The sequence below is a fragment of the Streptomyces sp. NPDC001606 genome (assembly GCF_053596835.1).
The window spans coordinates 186914-201684 of sequence record NZ_JBSFHC010000016.1 but is presented as its reverse complement, the minus strand read 5'-3'; the positions used below and the strand labels follow the sequence as shown (position 1 = coordinate 201684).

The window sequence follows — 14771 nt, the reverse complement described above, 5'->3', positions numbered from 1 at the left end:
AGTTCTCAAGGAACGGTCGCTTCCTTTGTACTCACCCTCTCGGGTTTTCCTCCGGGCGCTTCCCTTCGGTCTTGCGTTTCCGACTCTATCAGATCCTTTCGGCGTCCGATTCCCGGTCGGCGGGATTGTCTCGGGGCTTTCGGCTTTCGCTGTCGACCCTTTCGACATTCACTACGTTAGCCGATTCCCTCGGCGACTCATAATCGAGTCCCGCGAGTTCGCATTCGGGTACGCGGGCGCACCGAAATCGACCCCGTCGAGGGGCTTGAGCTAGGTAGTGGTTTGGCCGCTCCGGCTGCTGGCGATGCCGTACCCGGTTCAGCGGCTCGGGATACATTACGCACCTTCGCGAGCCGCGTCAACTTCGGCGCCGCCGTGGCACATGGGCCCGGTAGGGGCTCACCGTCGGGTCGTCCGCCACCCAGTAGCGCCAGGGGTGGCGGTCGCCGTCGCCGCCGTCGCCGGCGACTCCGGTGCGGGGGCCGCTTCGTACCTGGTCGGCGGGGACGGGGGTGCCCTGAAGTACGCGGAGCGGGGTGTCGGCGGAGGTGCACGCGTCGGTGCCGTCGAGGTCCCGGTCGATCTCCAGGGCGGTCGCGAGGCGGGCCGGACCCTTGGCCAGTTCCTTGTCGTTGCGGGCCGAAGGCCGGCGCTTACGGGCCAGCTCGGCGCCCTCGATCACTTCACCCGCGCGGAGCAGTACGGCGCTCGCCCGGCCCTCGGGGCCGCAGACGAGGTTCATGCAGTGCCACATGCCGTAGGTGAAGTAGACGTACACATGTCCGGGCGGGCCGAACATCACCGCGTTGCGGGCGGTACGGCCGCGGTAGGCGTGGGAGCCGGGGTCGTTCGGGCCGTCGTACGCCTCCACCTCGGTGAGGCGGACGGCGATCGGGCCGTCGGGGGTGGTCCGGACCAGGATGCGGCCGAGGAGGTCGGGGGCGACCTCGAGGACCGGGCGGTCGAAGAAGTCTCGGGGCAGTGGCATACGGTCCGGGGGCGCGATCATGCCCTCCGAGGGTAGTCCAGACGGGTCATGGGCACGGCGGAACCGGGCGGAGGCCGAGCGCGTTTGTAGGGTCGAGTCCGTTCGTAAAGGGAGAGTCAATGGGGTTCAAGAAGCTGCTCGCGAGCCTGGGGGCCGGCGGGGCCTCGGTGGAGACGGTGCTGACCGAGGTGAATGTCGTACCGGGTGGTGTGGTCCAGGGTGAGGTGCGGATCCAGGGCGGGTCCGTGAACCAGGACATCGAGGGGCTGTCCGTCGGGCTCCAGGCCAAGGTCGAGGTGGAGAGCGGCGACCAGGAGTACAAGCAGGACATCGAGTTCACCAAGGTGCGGCTCGGTGGTGCCTTCGAGCTTCAGGCGGGGGCCGTGCACGCGGTGCCGTTCGGGCTGGAGATCCCCTGGGAGACGCCGGTCACGATGATCGACGGGCAGGCGCTGCGCGGGATGCACATCGGGGTGACGACCGAGCTGGCGATCGCGCGGGCCGTGGACTCCTCCGACCTGGACCCGGTGAACGTGCATCCGCTGCCGGCGCAGCAGGCGATCCTGGACGCCTTCATCCAGCTGGGCTTCCGCTTCAAGAACGCGGACATGGAGCGCGGCCACATCCGGGGCACCCGGCAGAAGCTGCCGTTCTACCAGGAGATCGAGTTCTGGCCGCCGTCGCAGTACCGGGGGCTGAACCAGGTGGAGCTGAGCTTCGTCGCCGACGAGCACGCCATGGACGTCGTGCTGGAGATGGACAAGAAGCCGGGTCTGTTCAGCGAGGGCTCGGACACCTACCGCTCGTTCCAGGTGGGGCTGAACGACTGGCAGGGGACCGACTGGGCGGCCTACCTCAACCAGTGGCTGTCCGAGGTCGGCGGCAAGCGCAACTGGTTCTAGGCTCGGACCCGCTGGTTCCAGATCATCGATCAGGAGGTACCGAGGTGACCGAGCTCAAGCGCCGGCCGCTCCCCCACGACTTCCATCCGCCCGTGCCGTCGTTCACGGTGACGAGCGCGGATGTCGAGGAGGGCGCGACGCTGAAGAGCGCTCAGGTCCACGCGGAGGGCAACACCTCGCCGCAGCTGCGCTGGGAGGGCTTCCCGCCGGAGACCAAGAGTTTCGCCGTGACCTGCTACGACCCGGACGCGCCGACCGGCAGCGGGTTCTGGCACTGGGTCCTGTTCGACATCCCGGCCACGGTGACGGAGCTGCCGGCCGGTGCGGGCGGCGGGAAGTTCGAGGGGCTGCCCGAGGGCGCCGTACACGCGCGGAACGACTACGGGACGAAGGACTTCGGTGGCGCCGCGCCGCCGCCCGGGGACGGCCCGCACCGGTACGTCTTCACCGTGTACGCGGTGGACCAGGAGAAGCTGGGGCCGGACGCGGATGCCTCGCCGGCGGTGGTCGGCTTCAATCTGCGGTTCCACACGCTCGCGCGTGCCCAGCTCATCGGTGAGTACGAGAACCCTGCGCAGGGCTGAGCAGAACGCGTATTTTCAGCCAGGCGTTCATTGAACGTTTGCCCGCCTCCGGTCTTGGAAGTGATCGGAGGCGGGCATTTTTTATTGCGTTGTCCATCTCGGCGCGCCCGTCCAGAGTTGATCCAAGCCCGCCGGGGGTGGGCAGGTGCACACGGGAGGTGGGCTGGATGCGTGACACGTTGGTCCTCAACGCGAGCTTCGAACCGCTGTCTACGGTGACTCTGAACCGAGCCGTCGTCCTGGTGCTCCAGGACAAGGCCGTCGTCGAGCAGGCCCATCCCGAACTGCGCATGCGCGGTGCCGATGTGGACATACCCGCGCCCCGGGTGATCAGGCTGTGCCGGTATGTGCGGGTGCCGTTCCGAAGACAAGCTCCGTGGTCGCGGCGGGGGGTGCTGGTGCGGGACCGGCACCGGTGCGCGTACTGCGGGCGCAGGGCGACGACCGTGGACCATGTGGTGCCGCGGGCGCAGGGTGGGCGGGACACGTGGCTGAACACGGTGGCCGCCTGCGCGGAGGACAACCACCGCAAGGCCGACCGGACTCCGGCTCAGGCCGGTATGGAGTTGCTGCGGGAGCCGTTCGAGCCGACGCCGGCGGACGCGATGCTGCTGGCCTTGGGGGTCGAGGAGTTCGAGGCTCTGCCGGGGTGGCTGGCTCGGGACGCTGCGTGACCCGGTTCCCCGCGCCCCCTGGGAGGGCGCGGGGCGAACCCGGCGTTTCCCGGTGACCCTCTAGGACCCTCTAGTCGATGTTCGGCCTCTCGCGGCGTTCCGTGCTGCCGCCGTTGCCGTTGCCCGCGGAGCCGTTGTTGCCCGAGCCGCCGCCGAGGGGGCCGAAGTTGCCCATGGCGCCGGAGAGGCCCTTGAGGGCGTCGCCGATTTCGCTGGGGACGATCCAGAGCTTGTTGGCGTCGCCCTCGGCGATCTTCGGGAGCATCTGGAGGTACTGGTAGGAGAGCAGCTTCTGGTCCGGGTCGCCGGCGTGGATGGCCTCGAAGACCGTGCGGACGGCCTGGGCCTCGCCCTCGGCGCGCAGTGCGGCGGCCTTGGCCTCACCCTCGGCGCGCAGGATCTGGGACTGCTTCTCGCCCTCGGCGGTGAGGATGGCCGCCTGGCGGGTGCCTTCGGCAGTGAGGATCGCGGCGCGCTTGTCACGGTCGGCGCGCATCTGCTTCTCCATCGAGTCCTGGATGGAGGTCGGGGGCTCGATGGCCTTCAGTTCCACGCGGTTGACGCGGATGCCCCACTTGCCGGTGGCCTCGTCGAGGACGCCGCGCAGGGCCGCGTTGATCTCCTCGCGGGAGGTCAGGGTGCGTTCCAGGTCCATGCCGCCGATGATGTTGCGCAGCGTGGTGACGGTGAGCTGCTCGATGGCCTGGATGTAGCTGGCGACCTCGTAGGTGGCGGCCCGGGCGTCGGTCACCTGGTAGTAGATGACCGTGTCGATGTTGACGACCAGGTTGTCCTGGGTGATCACCGGCTGCGGCGGGAACGGTACGACCTGTTCGCGCAGGTCGATGCGGTTGCGGATGGTGTCGATGAACGGGACCACGATGTTGAGGCCCGCGTTCAGCGTGCGCGTGTAGCGGCCGAAGCGCTCCACGATGGCCGCGCTCGCTTGTGGGATCACCTGGATGGTCTTGATCAGGGCGATGAAGACCAACACCACCAGAATGATCAGGACGATGATGACCGGTTCCATCGTGTCCCCGTACCCTTCTCCGCCTCGGCGCCTTGGCAGATCTTATGGCTGTTGAAGATCTTGCTGGTCGAGTCTGTCAGACGGCCGCCCAACTCGTGGGCAGGTTCCGTCAGATGACGATCGCGGTGGCCCCTTCGATCTCCACGACGTCCACCTCCTGGCCCACTTCGTAGGCGCGGCCGGTGTCCAGGGCGCGTGCCGACCAGACCTCTCCGGCGAGTTTGATCCGGCCGCCGGAGCCGTCGACGCGCTCCAGTACGACGGCCTGGCGGCCCCTCAACGCATCGATGCCCGTGGCGAGTTGGGGACGCTGTCTGGAGTGCCGGTTGGCGATCGGCCGTACGACGGCGATGAGCGCGACGGAGACGGCGAGGAACACGAGTACCTGGAGCACGGCGTCGAAGCCGAGTCCGGCGGCGCCCGCGGCGGCGACCGCGCCCACCGCGAGCATGCCGAACTCGGGCATGGCGGTGACGACGAGCGGGATTCCGAGCGCCGCCGCGCCGACGAGCCACCACACCCATGCGTCGATGTTCACATGGTCATGGTAGGGCCGTGGTCGGGCGGCGGACAGGGCGCACGGCGAGGTGCGACGGGGTCAGGACAGCGGCAGGCCCTGGGCGGTCCAGCGGTCGCCGACCTGCTCCACGACCAGCGGGAGGCCGAAGCAGAGGGAGAGGTTGCGGGAGGTCAGCTCCAGCTCGATCGGGCCCGCGGCGAGGACCTTGCCCTGGCGGATCATGAGGACGTGGGTGAAGCCGGGGGCGATCTCCTCGACGTGGTGCGTGACCATGATCATCGAGGGGGCGATGGGGTCGCGGGCGAGCCGGCCGAGGCGGCGGACCAGGTCCTCGCGGCCGCCGAGGTCGAGTCCGGCGGCGGGCTCGTCCAGCAGGAGCAGCTCGGGGTCGGTCATCAGGGCGCGGGCGATCAGGGTGCGCTTGCGCTCGCCCTCGGAGAGGGTGCCGAACCGGCGGTCGAGGTAGTCGCTCATGCCGAGGCGGTCGAGGAAGGCGCGGGCGCGCTGCTCGTCGATCTCGTCGTACTCCTCCTGCCAGCCGGCGGTCATGCCGTAGGCGGCGGTGAGGACGGTCTGGAGGACGGTCTGGCGCTTGGGGAGCTTCTCGGCGAGGGCGATGCCGGCCACACCGATGCGGGGGCGCAGCTCGAAGACGTCGGTGCCGGGCTTGCCGAGGGTCTCGCCGAGGATGGTGGCGGTGCCCTTGCTGGGGAAGAGGTAGCTGGACGCGACGTTCAGGAGGGTGGTCTTGCCGGCGCCGTTGGGGCCGAGGATGACCCAGCGCTCGCCCTCCTTCACCGACCAGGAGACCTGGTCCACCAGAGCCCGGCCCTCGCGGACCACGGATACGTCCTGAAGCTCCAGAACATCGCTCATGAGCGCGTTGTCTCCCCTTGCAGTGTGGCCGGTCTCGGCTGTCGCGTACGCCTGTGGCTCGGTCCGCCGCGCCGGGTGGGCGCAGCCCTTATGAAATCTACGCCACGAGCGCCCCGCTCCATTCCATCGGTCCTGTCCTTAGGGTGGAGGCATGCTCTCGGAACCGCGTTCAGGACGCCTCGCCGCTTGGGGAAATGCCCTTTTGGCCGGACTTGTCTCTCCGGATGACGCCGTGCTCGCCATCGTGGGCGGGGACGCGGTGCACCGGGTGGAGGGGCTGCCGGACGAGTCCGGGCCGGTGGGGCTCACGCTCGCCCTGGGGCGGCTGCGCAGGCTGGGGGTGACCGCGCTGCGGGTGGCGCTGCCGGCGCCGGGGCATCCGCTGGGGCTGAGCGGGCCGCCGGAGTTCAATGCGCGGGCGCTTCAGGCCGAGGAGGCGGTGGTCTGTCACGGCGCCGCGTTCGGGCTGGTCCCGGAGGTCTACGAGGCGGGGCCCGCCGGTGATGTGCATGCCGAGGTGGTCTGGCATGTGCTGCCGGTGCGGGAGGCGCCGCCCGCCGATGTGCCCTCGCTGGGCGAGGCGGAACGGGAGCTGGCGGAGGCGCTGCGCGACGCGACCGAGGTGCTGTCGAAGCTGGATGTCGCCGGGTCGGGTCCGGTGGCGGAGGCGGCGATCGACGCGTACCGGGCGCGGGCCGAGCGCGGGCGGGAGGTGCTGGCGCCGGGGTATCCGCCGCGTGCGGTGCGGGTGCTGGAGCTGGCGCAGCGGGTGGCGCTGCTGGTGTCGCTGGCGTACGGCGGCGGGCACGGGGGCGCGGTCAGCTCCAGCGAGATCGCGGCGCGGGCGGAGGCGCTCAGGCCGGTGGAGCGGACGGCGCGGCGGGCCCAGGTGGCCGCGTACAACTCGGTCGTGGAGGAGCGGGAGCGGGGCATGCGGTAGGCCGGCGGGGATGGCCGGGGCGCAATCTCGGACCGCCTGCCCGCCCTGCCGGACTGCGCCGGAGCGGGCGAGGTCGGCGGGTGGCGGCCTGGCAGGCCTCCCGGTGCACACGGGAGGCCTGAGGTCGTGGTCGGCCGAACCTCAGTGGTTGAGGCCGAGGTTGCCGAACGCCGGGTTCAGCACGCCGATGACGTTCACGCTGTTGCCGACCGCGTTGACCGGGATGTGCACCGGCACCTGAGCGACGTTGCCCGAGACGACACCCGGGGAGCCGTGGGCCTCGCCGGCGGCGATGGAGCCGTCGGTGGCGGAGGCCAGGCCCGCGCCGGCGGCCACCAGGCCCCCGGCCACCATCGTCACGGCCGCTGCCTTCTTCAGGTTCTTCACTTTCCAACCCCTCTTAGCGTCCACCGCGGCGGTGCGCCGCGGTTACGCACTGAAGAACGCCGGGGGCCGCCGGAGGATGCGCCGTCCGGGTGACATTCCCACGACGGTATGAATCTCATCCTGGCCGGTTGCCGCGGGTGAGGTCTTGGGCAGGGTGTTTCAGCCGGTCACGCCGTGGCGTACGGCCCAGAGCGCGGCCTGGGTGCGGTCGGCGAGGTCGAGCTTCATCAGGATGTTGGAGACATGGGTCTTCACGGTCTTCTCGGACAGCACGAGGGCGCGGGCGATCTCCCGGTTGGACCGGCCGTCCGCGATCAGGCCGAGCACCTCGCGCTCCCGCTCGGTGAGCGAGCCGCCTCTGCCCTGGCCGGAGTTGGCCTCCTCCTGGGAGAGCAGGGCGCCGGCGACCTCCGGCTGGAGCAGGACGTGTCCCGCGTGCACGGAGCGGATGGCGCCGGCCAGGGCGTCCGGGTCGATGTCCTTGTAGACGTACCCGGCGGCGCCCGCGCGCAGGGCCGGGACGACCGTGCGCTGTTCGGTGAAGCTGGTGACGATCAGCACGCGCGCGGGGTTGGCGAGTTCGCGGAGTCTGCGCAGGGCGTCGATGCCGTCCATGCCCGGCATCTTGACGTCCATGAGGACGACGTCGGGCCGTAGCTCCTCGGCCCGGGCGACGCCCTCGGCGCCGTCGGCGGCCTCGCCGACGACCTCTATGTCGTCCTGTACCTCCAGGAAGGTGCGCAGGCCCCGGCGGACGACCTGGTGGTCGTCCACGAGCAGCACCTTGATCGGGTCAGCCACCGGGGACCTCCATCTCGATGACGGTGCCCTTGCCGGGCGCCGATTCCACGGTCAGCGTGGAGCCGACCCCGCTCGCCCGGTCCCGCATGGAGACCAGGCCCAGGTGGCGCCCGGCGCGGCGGACCGCCTTGGGGTCGAAGCCGGCGCCGTCGTCGGTGACGCGCAGGACGGTGCCGCTGCCGCGCCGCTCCACGCGCACGTCGACCTGTGCGGCGCCGGAGTGGCGCAGGGCGTTGTGCAGGGCCTCCTGGGCGACCCGCAGCAGGGCCTCCTCCTGGGCGGCGGGCAGGGCGCGGAAGCCGTTGGCGGCGAAGGTCACGCGGGCGGTGTGGGCGCGGTCGAGGACCTGGATCTGGGTGCGCAGGGTGGCGATCAGGCCGTCCTCGTCCAGGGCGGCGGGCCGCAACTCCACGACGGCGGCGCGCAGTTCGTCGGCGGCCTCGGCGGCGAGCGCAGCGACCTGGTGCAGTTCGCCCTTGGCGCGCGCGGGGTCGCGGTCGACGAGGGCGGCCGCGGCCTGGGCGGTCAGGCGCAGCGAGAAGAGCTTCTGGCTGACGGCGTCGTGCAGCTCGTGGGCGAGGCGGGAGCGTTCCTCGGCGATGGTCAGCTCACGGCTGCGTTCGTAGAGCCGCGCGTTGGTCAGGGCGATGGCGGCGTGCTGGGCGAGGATGCCGAGCAGTTCCTCGTCCTCGGCCGTGAAGCCGCAACTGCCCTCGGGCTTGGGGCAGTTCTTGTTGGCGAGGAAGAGCGCGCCGATGACCTCGTCGTCGGCGCGGATCGGCAGGCCCAGGAAGTCGACCAGGTCCGGATGGGCGGACGGCCAGCCCTCGAAGCGGGGGTCCTTGCGCACGTCGGCGAGGCGCTCGGGGCGGGCCTCGTGCAGCATGGCGGCGAGGATGCCGTGCTGGCGGGGCAGCGGGCCGATCGCCTTCCACTGGGCGTCGCTGACACCGTCCACCACGAACTGGGCGAAGCCGCCGTGGTCGTCGGGGACGCCGAGGGCGGCGTACTGCGCGTCGAGCAGCTCGCGGGCGGAGGCGACGATCGTCTTGAGGACGTCGCGCACCTCCAGATGCCTGCTCATGGCCAGCAGCGCGGAACTGACCGCGGCGAGGCCGGACCGGGGGGCGTGACTCATGACCTCACGGTACCGGCGGGGTGTGACAGCGCGGATCGGACCGGTGACGCCCGGGCCCGGTCCGCTGGTCCTAGGACGGCCGGTCTAGGACGGCCGGCCCAGGGCCCATGGCCCAGGGCGGGCGGGGTACGTCGAAGGGCCCGTCGGGGTTGCGGCCCGCGTCCGAGGCGGCGGGGCCGGTGCCGTTCCTAGGTTGTGGTCACCGCCCGGCGCGGGCGGTGGGCGACGAGGGGACGGTAGTCATGCCGGTAGCGATCATCACGGGGGCCTCGAAGGGGCTGGGGCGGGCGCTCGCCGGGGCGCTGGCCGCGCGCGGCTGGGATCTGGTGCTGGACGCCCGGGGTGCGCGGGCCCTCAAGGAGGCCGCGGCGGCCGTCGCCGGGCCCGGTACCCGGGTGGCGGCGCTGGCCGGGGACGTCACCTACGCGGGGCACCGGGCGGAGCTGGTGGCGGCGGCGCGCGCGTTCGGCGGGCTGGACCTGGTCGTGAACAACGCGGGGATCCTCGGGGCCGAGCCCCTGGTGCCGCTCGGCGAGCAGCCGCTGGACGGCTTCCGGGCCGCGCTGGAGACCAATGTGGTGGCCCCGCTGGGGCTGCTCCAGGAGGCGCTGCCGCTGTTGCGCAAGGCCCCGGCCGGTGCGGTGGTCAACGTGAGTTCGGACGCGGCGGCGGAGGCCTACCGGACCTGGGGTGCGTACGGGGCGACGAAGGCCGCGGTGGACCAGCTCTCCGCGGTGCTGGCGGTGGAGGAGCCGGGGCTGCGGGTCTGGTGGGTCGATCCGGGCGGGATGCGCACCGGCATGCTGGCCGCGGCCGAGCCCGGTGCGGACCTGTCGGGGACGCCGGCGCCCGAGGAGGTCGCGCCCGATTTCCTGCGCCTGCTGGACCGGCGCCCGGCGAGCGGCCGGTACACGGCGACGGCGCTGCGGGAGGCATGGTGACCCTCACCCTGGAGGTGCCGCCGGAGCTGTCCGCGCGCGTGCCGGCCGAGCAGCGGGGTCCGGGCCTGGACCGGGACGCCGTACGGCTGCTGGTGTCGCGCGGTACGGAGGTGACGCGGCACGCGTTCCGGGAGCTGCCGCGGCTGCTGCGGGCCGGGGACCTGCTGGTGGTGAACACCTCGGCCACGCTGCCCGCCGCGGTGGACGGGCGGATCGGGCACACGCGTGTGGTGGTGCACTTCTCCACCCGCGGGGACGACGGCCGGTGGGCGGTGGAGCTGCGGGAACCCGACGGGCGCGGTACTACACGCGCGCGTGCGGGCATGCCCGCGGAGGTGGAGGTGGCGGGCGGGGCGCGGCTGGTGCTGGAGGAGCCGCTGAGTCCGCGCGGGGAGCGGCTCTGGTGGGCGCGGGTGAGCGGGGCCGGGGTGCCTGGTCTGCTGCGGGCGCACGGCCGGCCGATCCGCTACTCCTATACGGAGCGCGACCAGCCCCTGTCCGTGTACCAGACGGTGTTCGCGCTGCCCTCCGCGGACGGGGCGGGCAGCGCGGAGATGCCGAGCGCGGCGCGGCCCTTCACCGCGCGGCTGGTGGCGGAGCTGGTGAGCCGGGGGGTGCAGTTCGCGCCGGTCACGCTGCATACAGGGGTGTCGTCGGCGGAGGCGCACGAGCCGCCGTATCCGGAGCGGTTTTCGGTGCCGGAGACGTCGGCGCGGCTGGTCAACGCGGTCCGGGCGGGCGGTGGCAGGGTGATCGCGGTCGGTACGACGGCGGTGCGCGCCCTGGAGTCGGCCGCCGGGGCCGACGGAGTGGTGCGGGCGGCCGGGGGCTGGACCGGTCTGGTGGTCACTCCGGAGCGCGGGGTGCGGGTGGTGGACGGACTGCTGACCGGGCTGCACGAGCCGGAGGCGTCCCATCTGCTGATGCTGGAGGCGGTCGCGGGGCGGGCCGCGGTCGTCCGCGCCTACGAGGAGGCACTGCGTGCGCTCTTTCTGTGGCACGAGTTCGGCGACGTACATCTCCTCCTGCCGGAGGAGGCCACTCACACAGAGCGTTGCGACGGCAACTCCTGGTGAGACTGTTACACGGTCGATGTGAGCCCGCGCATAGGGCCCACATCACGTACGAACGGGCATAGGAGAGACACCTTCCCCGCATGAACGGGGCAGACGGTCTGGTCTGTCCCGTTTTGCCCTTCCCTGATCCACTACCCGGGATCGTAGGTCACACCTTTGCCAGGGCATTTTGCGCCCGCTAAGAATTGCTCCGTCGCTCAGCGCCGTGGGTCACCGGCCCGCGGCGTTCGTGTGGGAGGAGCCGATTCCCCCGGCGGACGCAGGAGCGACCTCCGCGCTATCGAAGAGGTCCATCAGCCATGCCCAAGAACATCCTCAGTCGTGCTCGTAGTCGGGCCCTGACCAAGCAGCACCGGATCGCCCTCGCCGGCGTCGCCGCCCTCGGCACCGCCGCGCTCGCCTTCTCGGCCGTCCCCAGCAGCGCCGAGACCGTCACCACCGGCGCCCCGGCCACGACCGCCCAGGTCGCCTCGGGTGCCGCCCTGAAGAACGTCAAGGGCACGGTCACCGACCAGCTCGCCGGCCAGAGCGTGAAGCTCGACGCCTTCGCGGCGAAGAAGAAGGCCGAGGACGCGGCCGCCGCCAAGCAGCGCGCCGAGGCCGCCGCCAAGAAGCAGGCCGCCGCCGCTGCCGCGCAGAAGGCCGCGCAGAAGGCCGCGCAGGAGCGCGCCGCCCAGGCCGCCGCGAACCGCTCCGTGCAGCGCCCGCAGATGGAGACCGTCGCCGCGAAGACCTACGCGAACAACCTCGACGGCTGGATCCGGCACTCGCTGGACATCATGCGGCAGAACAACATCCCGGGCTCCTACAACGGCCTGTACCGCAACATCATGCGTGAGTCCTCGGGCAACCCGATGGCCATCAACAACTGGGACATCAACGCGGTCAACGGCATCCCGTCCAAGGGCCTGCTCCAGGTGATCCAGCCCACCTTCAACGCGTACCACGTGGCCGGCACGTCCATGAACATCTACGACCCGGTCGCCAACATCACCGCCGCCGCCAACTACGCGGCCCACCGGTACGGCTCGATCGACAACGTCAACAGCGCGTACTGAGGTCTGGCGCGGACCTCTGCGACGTAGCGCCGAAGGGCGGCACCCCATCGCGGGGTGCCGCCCTTCGGCGTCGTACGGGCGCGGTTACTTGCGCATGACCTCCGGCTCGTGGCGGCGCAGGAAGCGGGCCACGAAGAAGCCGCAGAGCACGCCCAGACCCACCAGCACACCCATGTCGGTGAACCACTGGCCGAGCGAGTGGTCCCACAGCGGGTCCGGGTCGGTGGCGTCCCAGGGCAGCAGCACGTTCAGCTGGGCCGTGGTGCCCGCGGCGGACACCGCCCAGCGGGCCGGCATCAGCCAGGCGACCTGCTCGACGCCGACCTTGCCGTGCAGCTGGAAGAGGCAGCCGGTGAAGACGACCTGGACGATCGCGAACATCACCAGCAGCGGCATGGTCTTCTCGGCGGTCTTCACCAGCGAGGAGATGATCAGGCCGAACATCATCGAGGTGAAGCCGAGCGCCATGATCGGCAGGGTCAGCTCCAGGACCGGCCAGTCCGTCAGCAGCAGGCCCTGCTGCGGCACCTTGTCGCCGCGGTAGAGCAGGCCGATCGCGCCGATGATGCCGCCTTGCAGCATGGTGATCAGGCCGAGCACGATCACCTTGGACATCAGGTACGCCGAGCGGGACAGGCCGGTGGCGCGCTCCCGTTCGTAGATGACCCGTTCCTTGATCAGCTCACGCACCGAGTTGGCGGCACCGGCGAAGCAGGCGCCCACCGCGAGGATGAGCAGGATCGTGCTGCCGTCCCGGTTGGAGAAGTGGGTCCGCGCCGGGCCGAGGCCGAGGCCGTAGTCGGCGGGGATCAGCACGCTCACCACACCGAGCACGGCCGGCAGCAGGAACATCAGGGCGATGAAGCCGCGGTCCGAGGCGATCACCGAGGTGTAGCGGCGGATCAGGGTGGCCAGCTGCGAGCCCCAGCTCTGCGGCTTGGGCGGCCTGATCGGCTGCATCGGATGCATCGGTACGGCCTGAGGGGCGACGGCGTCGATGTCCGCGGCGTACATCTGGTAGTGCTGCGAGCCCTTCCAGCGGCCCGCCCAGTCGTAGTCGCGGTAGTTCTCGAAGGCGGAGAAGACGTCGGCCCAGGTGTCGTAGCCGAAGAAGTTCAGCGCCTCCTCCGGCGGGCCGAAGTAGGCGACCGCGCCGCCCGGCGCCATCACCAGCAGCTTGTCGCACAGCGCCAGCTCGGCCACCGAGTGGGTGACGACGAGGACCGTACGGCCGTCGTCGGCGAGGCCGCGCAGCAGCTGCATGACGTCGCGGTCCATGCCCGGGTCGAGGCCGGAGGTCGGCTCGTCCAGGAAGATCAGCGACGGCTTGGTGAGCAGCTCCAGGGCCACCGAGACGCGCTTGCGCTGACCGCCGGAGAGGGAGGTGACCTTCTTGTCCTTGTGGATGTCGAGCTTCAGCTCGCGCAGCACCTCGTCGATCCGGGCGTCGCGCTCCTGCGCGGTGGTGTCGGCGGGGAAGCGCAGCTTGGCCGCGTACTTCAGCGCCTTCCGGACGGTCAGCTCCTTGTGCAGGATGTCGTCCTGCGGGACCAGACCGATGCGCTGGCGCAGCTCGGCGAACTGCTTGTACAGGTTCCGGTTGTCGTACAGCACCTCGCCCTGGTTGGCGGGCCGGTAGCCGGTGAGCGCCTTCAGCAGGGTCGACTTGCCGGAACCGGACGGGCCGATGACCGCGATCAGGGACTTCTCCGGGACGCCGAAGGAGACGTCCTTGAGGATCTGCTTGCCGCCGTCGACCGTGACGGTCAGGTGGCGCGCGGAGAAGGAGACCTCACCGGTGTCGACGAACTCCTCGAGGCGGTCGCCGACGATCCGGAAGGTGGAGTGACCGACGCCGACGATGTCGGCCGGGCCCAGCTGGACCGAGCCGCCCTTGGGCACCGGGTGACCGTTGACGTAGGTGCCGTTGTGCGAGCCCAGGTCGCGGATCTCGAACCGGCCGTCGGGCGTCGTGTGGAACTCGGCGTGGTGCCGGGAGACCTGGAGGTCGGAGACGACCAGGTCGTTCTCCAGGGCACGGCCGATCCGCATCACGCGGCCCAGCGCGAACTGGTGGAACGTGGTGGGGCTGCGGTCGCCGTGCGCCGGCGGCGCCCCCGCGCCTCCACCGGGCGCCTGCTGCGCGTACTGGTCGGCGGGACCGCCCTGCTGCTGCGGGAACGCCGGTGCCTGCTGCGGCTGCTGCCAGCCGGCCTGCGGAGCCTGCTGATGCACCGGTGCCTGGTGCGGCACGCCCTGCTGCGGCGCCGGAGCCTGCTGGGCCCAGCCGGGTGCCCCGGCGCCCTGCGCGGCGTACGGCGCCGACTGCGGCTGGCTCGCGACGGCCGCCGAGAGGCTCACCCGCGGTCCGTCCGTCGCGTTGCCGAGGTGCAGCGCCGTGCCCGGGCCGATCTCCAGCTGCTGGATCCGCTGGCCCTGCACGAATGTGCCATTGGTGCTGCCATGGTCCTCGACGGCCCAACTGCGGCCGTTGAAGCTGACCGTGGCGTGCCGCCAGGAGACCCTGGCGTCGTCGAAGACGAGATCACCCTGCGGATCGCGTCCCAGGGTGTACGACCTGGACGGATCGAGCGTCCAGGTCTGTCCGTTTGATTCCAGTACGAGTTCCGGCACTCCATGCCCCACTGAGTTGTCCCCCGAATTACCCCCGTCGCAGGGAGTCTAGGGATGTCGAACATCGGGGGGAACTATTTCAGGCTTGGCCCCCTGACTGAAACCCGGGCCTTGCCAACAGCGCCGGCATACGCATCCGTACGCCCGTTGACGGCCCGGCGGCCGGGCCGGAGAGTGGTGGTTCGCGGGCGTTTTCCGGGTGATTCCCGGGTGATTCCCGCG

At 71.1% G+C, this 14771-nt stretch carries 15 protein-coding genes; 7 read left to right on the top strand and 8 right to left on the bottom strand.

Annotation, left to right across the window (positions count from 1 at the left end):
• Positions 1-358 precede the first annotated feature (358 nt).
• Entirely contained in the window at positions 359-1009 is a 651-nt protein-coding gene (locus ACWCV9_RS27005) for a DNA-3-methyladenine glycosylase (protein ID WP_450790316.1), read from the bottom strand.
• A 98-nt stretch (positions 1010-1107) separates the two neighbouring features.
• Here ACWCV9_RS27005 and ACWCV9_RS27000 point away from each other — a divergent pair, with 98 nt between their 5' ends.
• From ACWCV9_RS27000 to ACWCV9_RS26990, 3 genes are all read left to right on the top strand, one after another.
• Positions 1108-1890: a sporulation protein gene (locus ACWCV9_RS27000; RefSeq protein WP_450790314.1), complete on the top strand. Its 783-nt coding sequence runs from the start codon at positions 1108-1110 to the stop codon at positions 1888-1890.
• A 44-nt stretch (positions 1891-1934) separates the two neighbouring features.
• A complete protein-coding gene (locus ACWCV9_RS26995) occupies positions 1935-2474 on the top strand; it encodes a YbhB/YbcL family Raf kinase inhibitor-like protein (protein WP_385843298.1) in 540 nt (179 codons plus the stop codon).
• A gap of 167 nt (positions 2475-2641) precedes the next feature.
• Positions 2642-3148: an HNH endonuclease gene (locus ACWCV9_RS26990; RefSeq protein ID WP_450790312.1), complete on the top strand. Its 507-nt coding sequence runs from the start codon at positions 2642-2644 to the stop codon at positions 3146-3148.
• Between the two features lie 70 nt (positions 3149-3218).
• Here the strand turns inward: ACWCV9_RS26990 and ACWCV9_RS26985 are convergent, their stop codons facing one another.
• The 3 genes from ACWCV9_RS26985 to ACWCV9_RS26975 all read right to left on the bottom strand — a co-directional run bounded on the left by ACWCV9_RS26985 (position 3219) and on the right by ACWCV9_RS26975 (position 5574).
• Positions 3219-4178, bottom strand: a complete 960-nt coding sequence (locus ACWCV9_RS26985; protein WP_385843296.1) for an SPFH domain-containing protein — start codon at positions 4176-4178, stop codon at positions 3219-3221.
• 109 nt (positions 4179-4287) lie between these two features.
• On the bottom strand, positions 4288-4716 hold the full coding sequence (locus ACWCV9_RS26980) for an NfeD family protein (protein ID WP_450790310.1): 429 nt from the start codon (positions 4714-4716) through the stop codon (positions 4288-4290).
• A gap of 60 nt (positions 4717-4776) precedes the next feature.
• Positions 4777-5574: an ABC transporter ATP-binding protein gene (locus ACWCV9_RS26975; RefSeq protein WP_385843294.1), complete on the bottom strand. Its 798-nt coding sequence runs from the start codon at positions 5572-5574 to the stop codon at positions 4777-4779.
• 151 nt (positions 5575-5725) lie between these two features.
• Between ACWCV9_RS26975 and ACWCV9_RS26970 the strand changes: the two genes are divergently transcribed.
• A complete protein-coding gene (locus ACWCV9_RS26970; RefSeq protein WP_450790308.1) occupies positions 5726-6514 on the top strand; it encodes a hypothetical protein in 789 nt (262 codons plus the stop codon).
• 141 nt (positions 6515-6655) lie between these two features.
• On the opposite strand, the gene ACWCV9_RS26965 is transcribed toward ACWCV9_RS26970, so the two are convergent.
• From ACWCV9_RS26965 to ACWCV9_RS26955, 3 genes are all read right to left on the bottom strand, one after another.
• Positions 6656-6901, bottom strand: a complete 246-nt coding sequence (locus ACWCV9_RS26965) for a chaplin (RefSeq protein WP_385843292.1) — start codon at positions 6899-6901, stop codon at positions 6656-6658.
• Positions 6902-7060: 159 nt separating this feature from the next.
• Positions 7061-7702 (bottom strand): response regulator, encoded by a 642-nt coding sequence (locus tag ACWCV9_RS26960; RefSeq protein WP_385843291.1) that lies wholly within the window; start codon positions 7700-7702, stop codon positions 7061-7063.
• Positions 7695-8840, bottom strand: coding sequence for a GAF domain-containing sensor histidine kinase (locus ACWCV9_RS26955; RefSeq protein ID WP_450790306.1), 1146 nt, complete (start codon positions 8838-8840; stop codon positions 7695-7697). Before ACWCV9_RS26955 ends, ACWCV9_RS26960 begins: the two co-directional genes overlap by 8 nt.
• Positions 8841-9082: 242 nt before the next feature.
• Here ACWCV9_RS26955 and ACWCV9_RS26950 point away from each other — a divergent pair, with 242 nt between their 5' ends.
• The 3 genes from ACWCV9_RS26950 to ACWCV9_RS26940 all read left to right on the top strand — a co-directional run bounded on the left by ACWCV9_RS26950 (position 9083) and on the right by ACWCV9_RS26940 (position 11915).
• Positions 9083-9781 carry an SDR family NAD(P)-dependent oxidoreductase gene (locus tag ACWCV9_RS26950; protein WP_450790304.1) on the top strand — a complete coding sequence of 233 codons (699 nt, stop codon included), beginning with the start codon at positions 9083-9085 and terminating at the stop codon, positions 9779-9781.
• On the top strand, positions 9775-10857 hold the full coding sequence (locus ACWCV9_RS26945) for an S-adenosylmethionine:tRNA ribosyltransferase-isomerase (RefSeq protein ID WP_450790302.1): 1083 nt from the start codon (positions 9775-9777) through the stop codon (positions 10855-10857). The genes ACWCV9_RS26950 and ACWCV9_RS26945 overlap by 7 nt, the downstream gene beginning before the upstream one ends.
• A 299-nt stretch (positions 10858-11156) precedes the next feature.
• Complete coding sequence (locus ACWCV9_RS26940) at positions 11157-11915, top strand: transglycosylase SLT domain-containing protein (RefSeq protein ID WP_450790300.1); 759 nt, start codon at positions 11157-11159, stop codon at positions 11913-11915.
• Positions 11916-11999: 84 nt separating this feature from the next.
• On the opposite strand, the gene ACWCV9_RS26935 is transcribed toward ACWCV9_RS26940, so the two are convergent.
• Complete coding sequence (locus ACWCV9_RS26935) at positions 12000-14549, bottom strand: FHA domain-containing protein (RefSeq protein ID WP_450790298.1); 2550 nt, start codon at positions 14547-14549, stop codon at positions 12000-12002.
• Positions 14550-14771: the final 222 nt, after the last annotated feature.

Coding starts and splice junctions, on each gene's coding strand:
- ACWCV9_RS27005 (WP_450790316.1), bottom strand. CDS start 1,009: ATGATCGCGCCCCCGGACCGTATGCCACTGCCCCGAGACTTCTTCGAC.
- ACWCV9_RS27000 (WP_450790314.1), top strand. CDS start 1,108: ATGGGGTTCAAGAAGCTGCTCGCGAGCCTGGGGGCCGGCGGGGCCTCG.
- ACWCV9_RS26990 (WP_450790312.1), top strand. CDS start 2,642: ATGCGTGACACGTTGGTCCTCAACGCGAGCTTCGAACCGCTGTCTACG.
- ACWCV9_RS26985 (WP_385843296.1), bottom strand. CDS start 4,178: ATGGAACCGGTCATCATCGTCCTGATCATTCTGGTGGTGTTGGTCTTC.
- ACWCV9_RS26975 (WP_385843294.1), bottom strand. CDS start 5,574: ATGAGCGATGTTCTGGAGCTTCAGGACGTATCCGTGGTCCGCGAGGGC.
- ACWCV9_RS26970 (WP_450790308.1), top strand. CDS start 5,726: ATGCTCTCGGAACCGCGTTCAGGACGCCTCGCCGCTTGGGGAAATGCC.
- ACWCV9_RS26955 (WP_450790306.1), bottom strand. CDS start 8,840: ATGAGTCACGCCCCCCGGTCCGGCCTCGCCGCGGTCAGTTCCGCGCTG.
- ACWCV9_RS26950 (WP_450790304.1), top strand. CDS start 9,083: ATGCCGGTAGCGATCATCACGGGGGCCTCGAAGGGGCTGGGGCGGGCG.
- ACWCV9_RS26945 (WP_450790302.1), top strand. CDS start 9,775: ATGGTGACCCTCACCCTGGAGGTGCCGCCGGAGCTGTCCGCGCGCGTG.
- ACWCV9_RS26940 (WP_450790300.1), top strand. CDS start 11,157: ATGCCCAAGAACATCCTCAGTCGTGCTCGTAGTCGGGCCCTGACCAAG.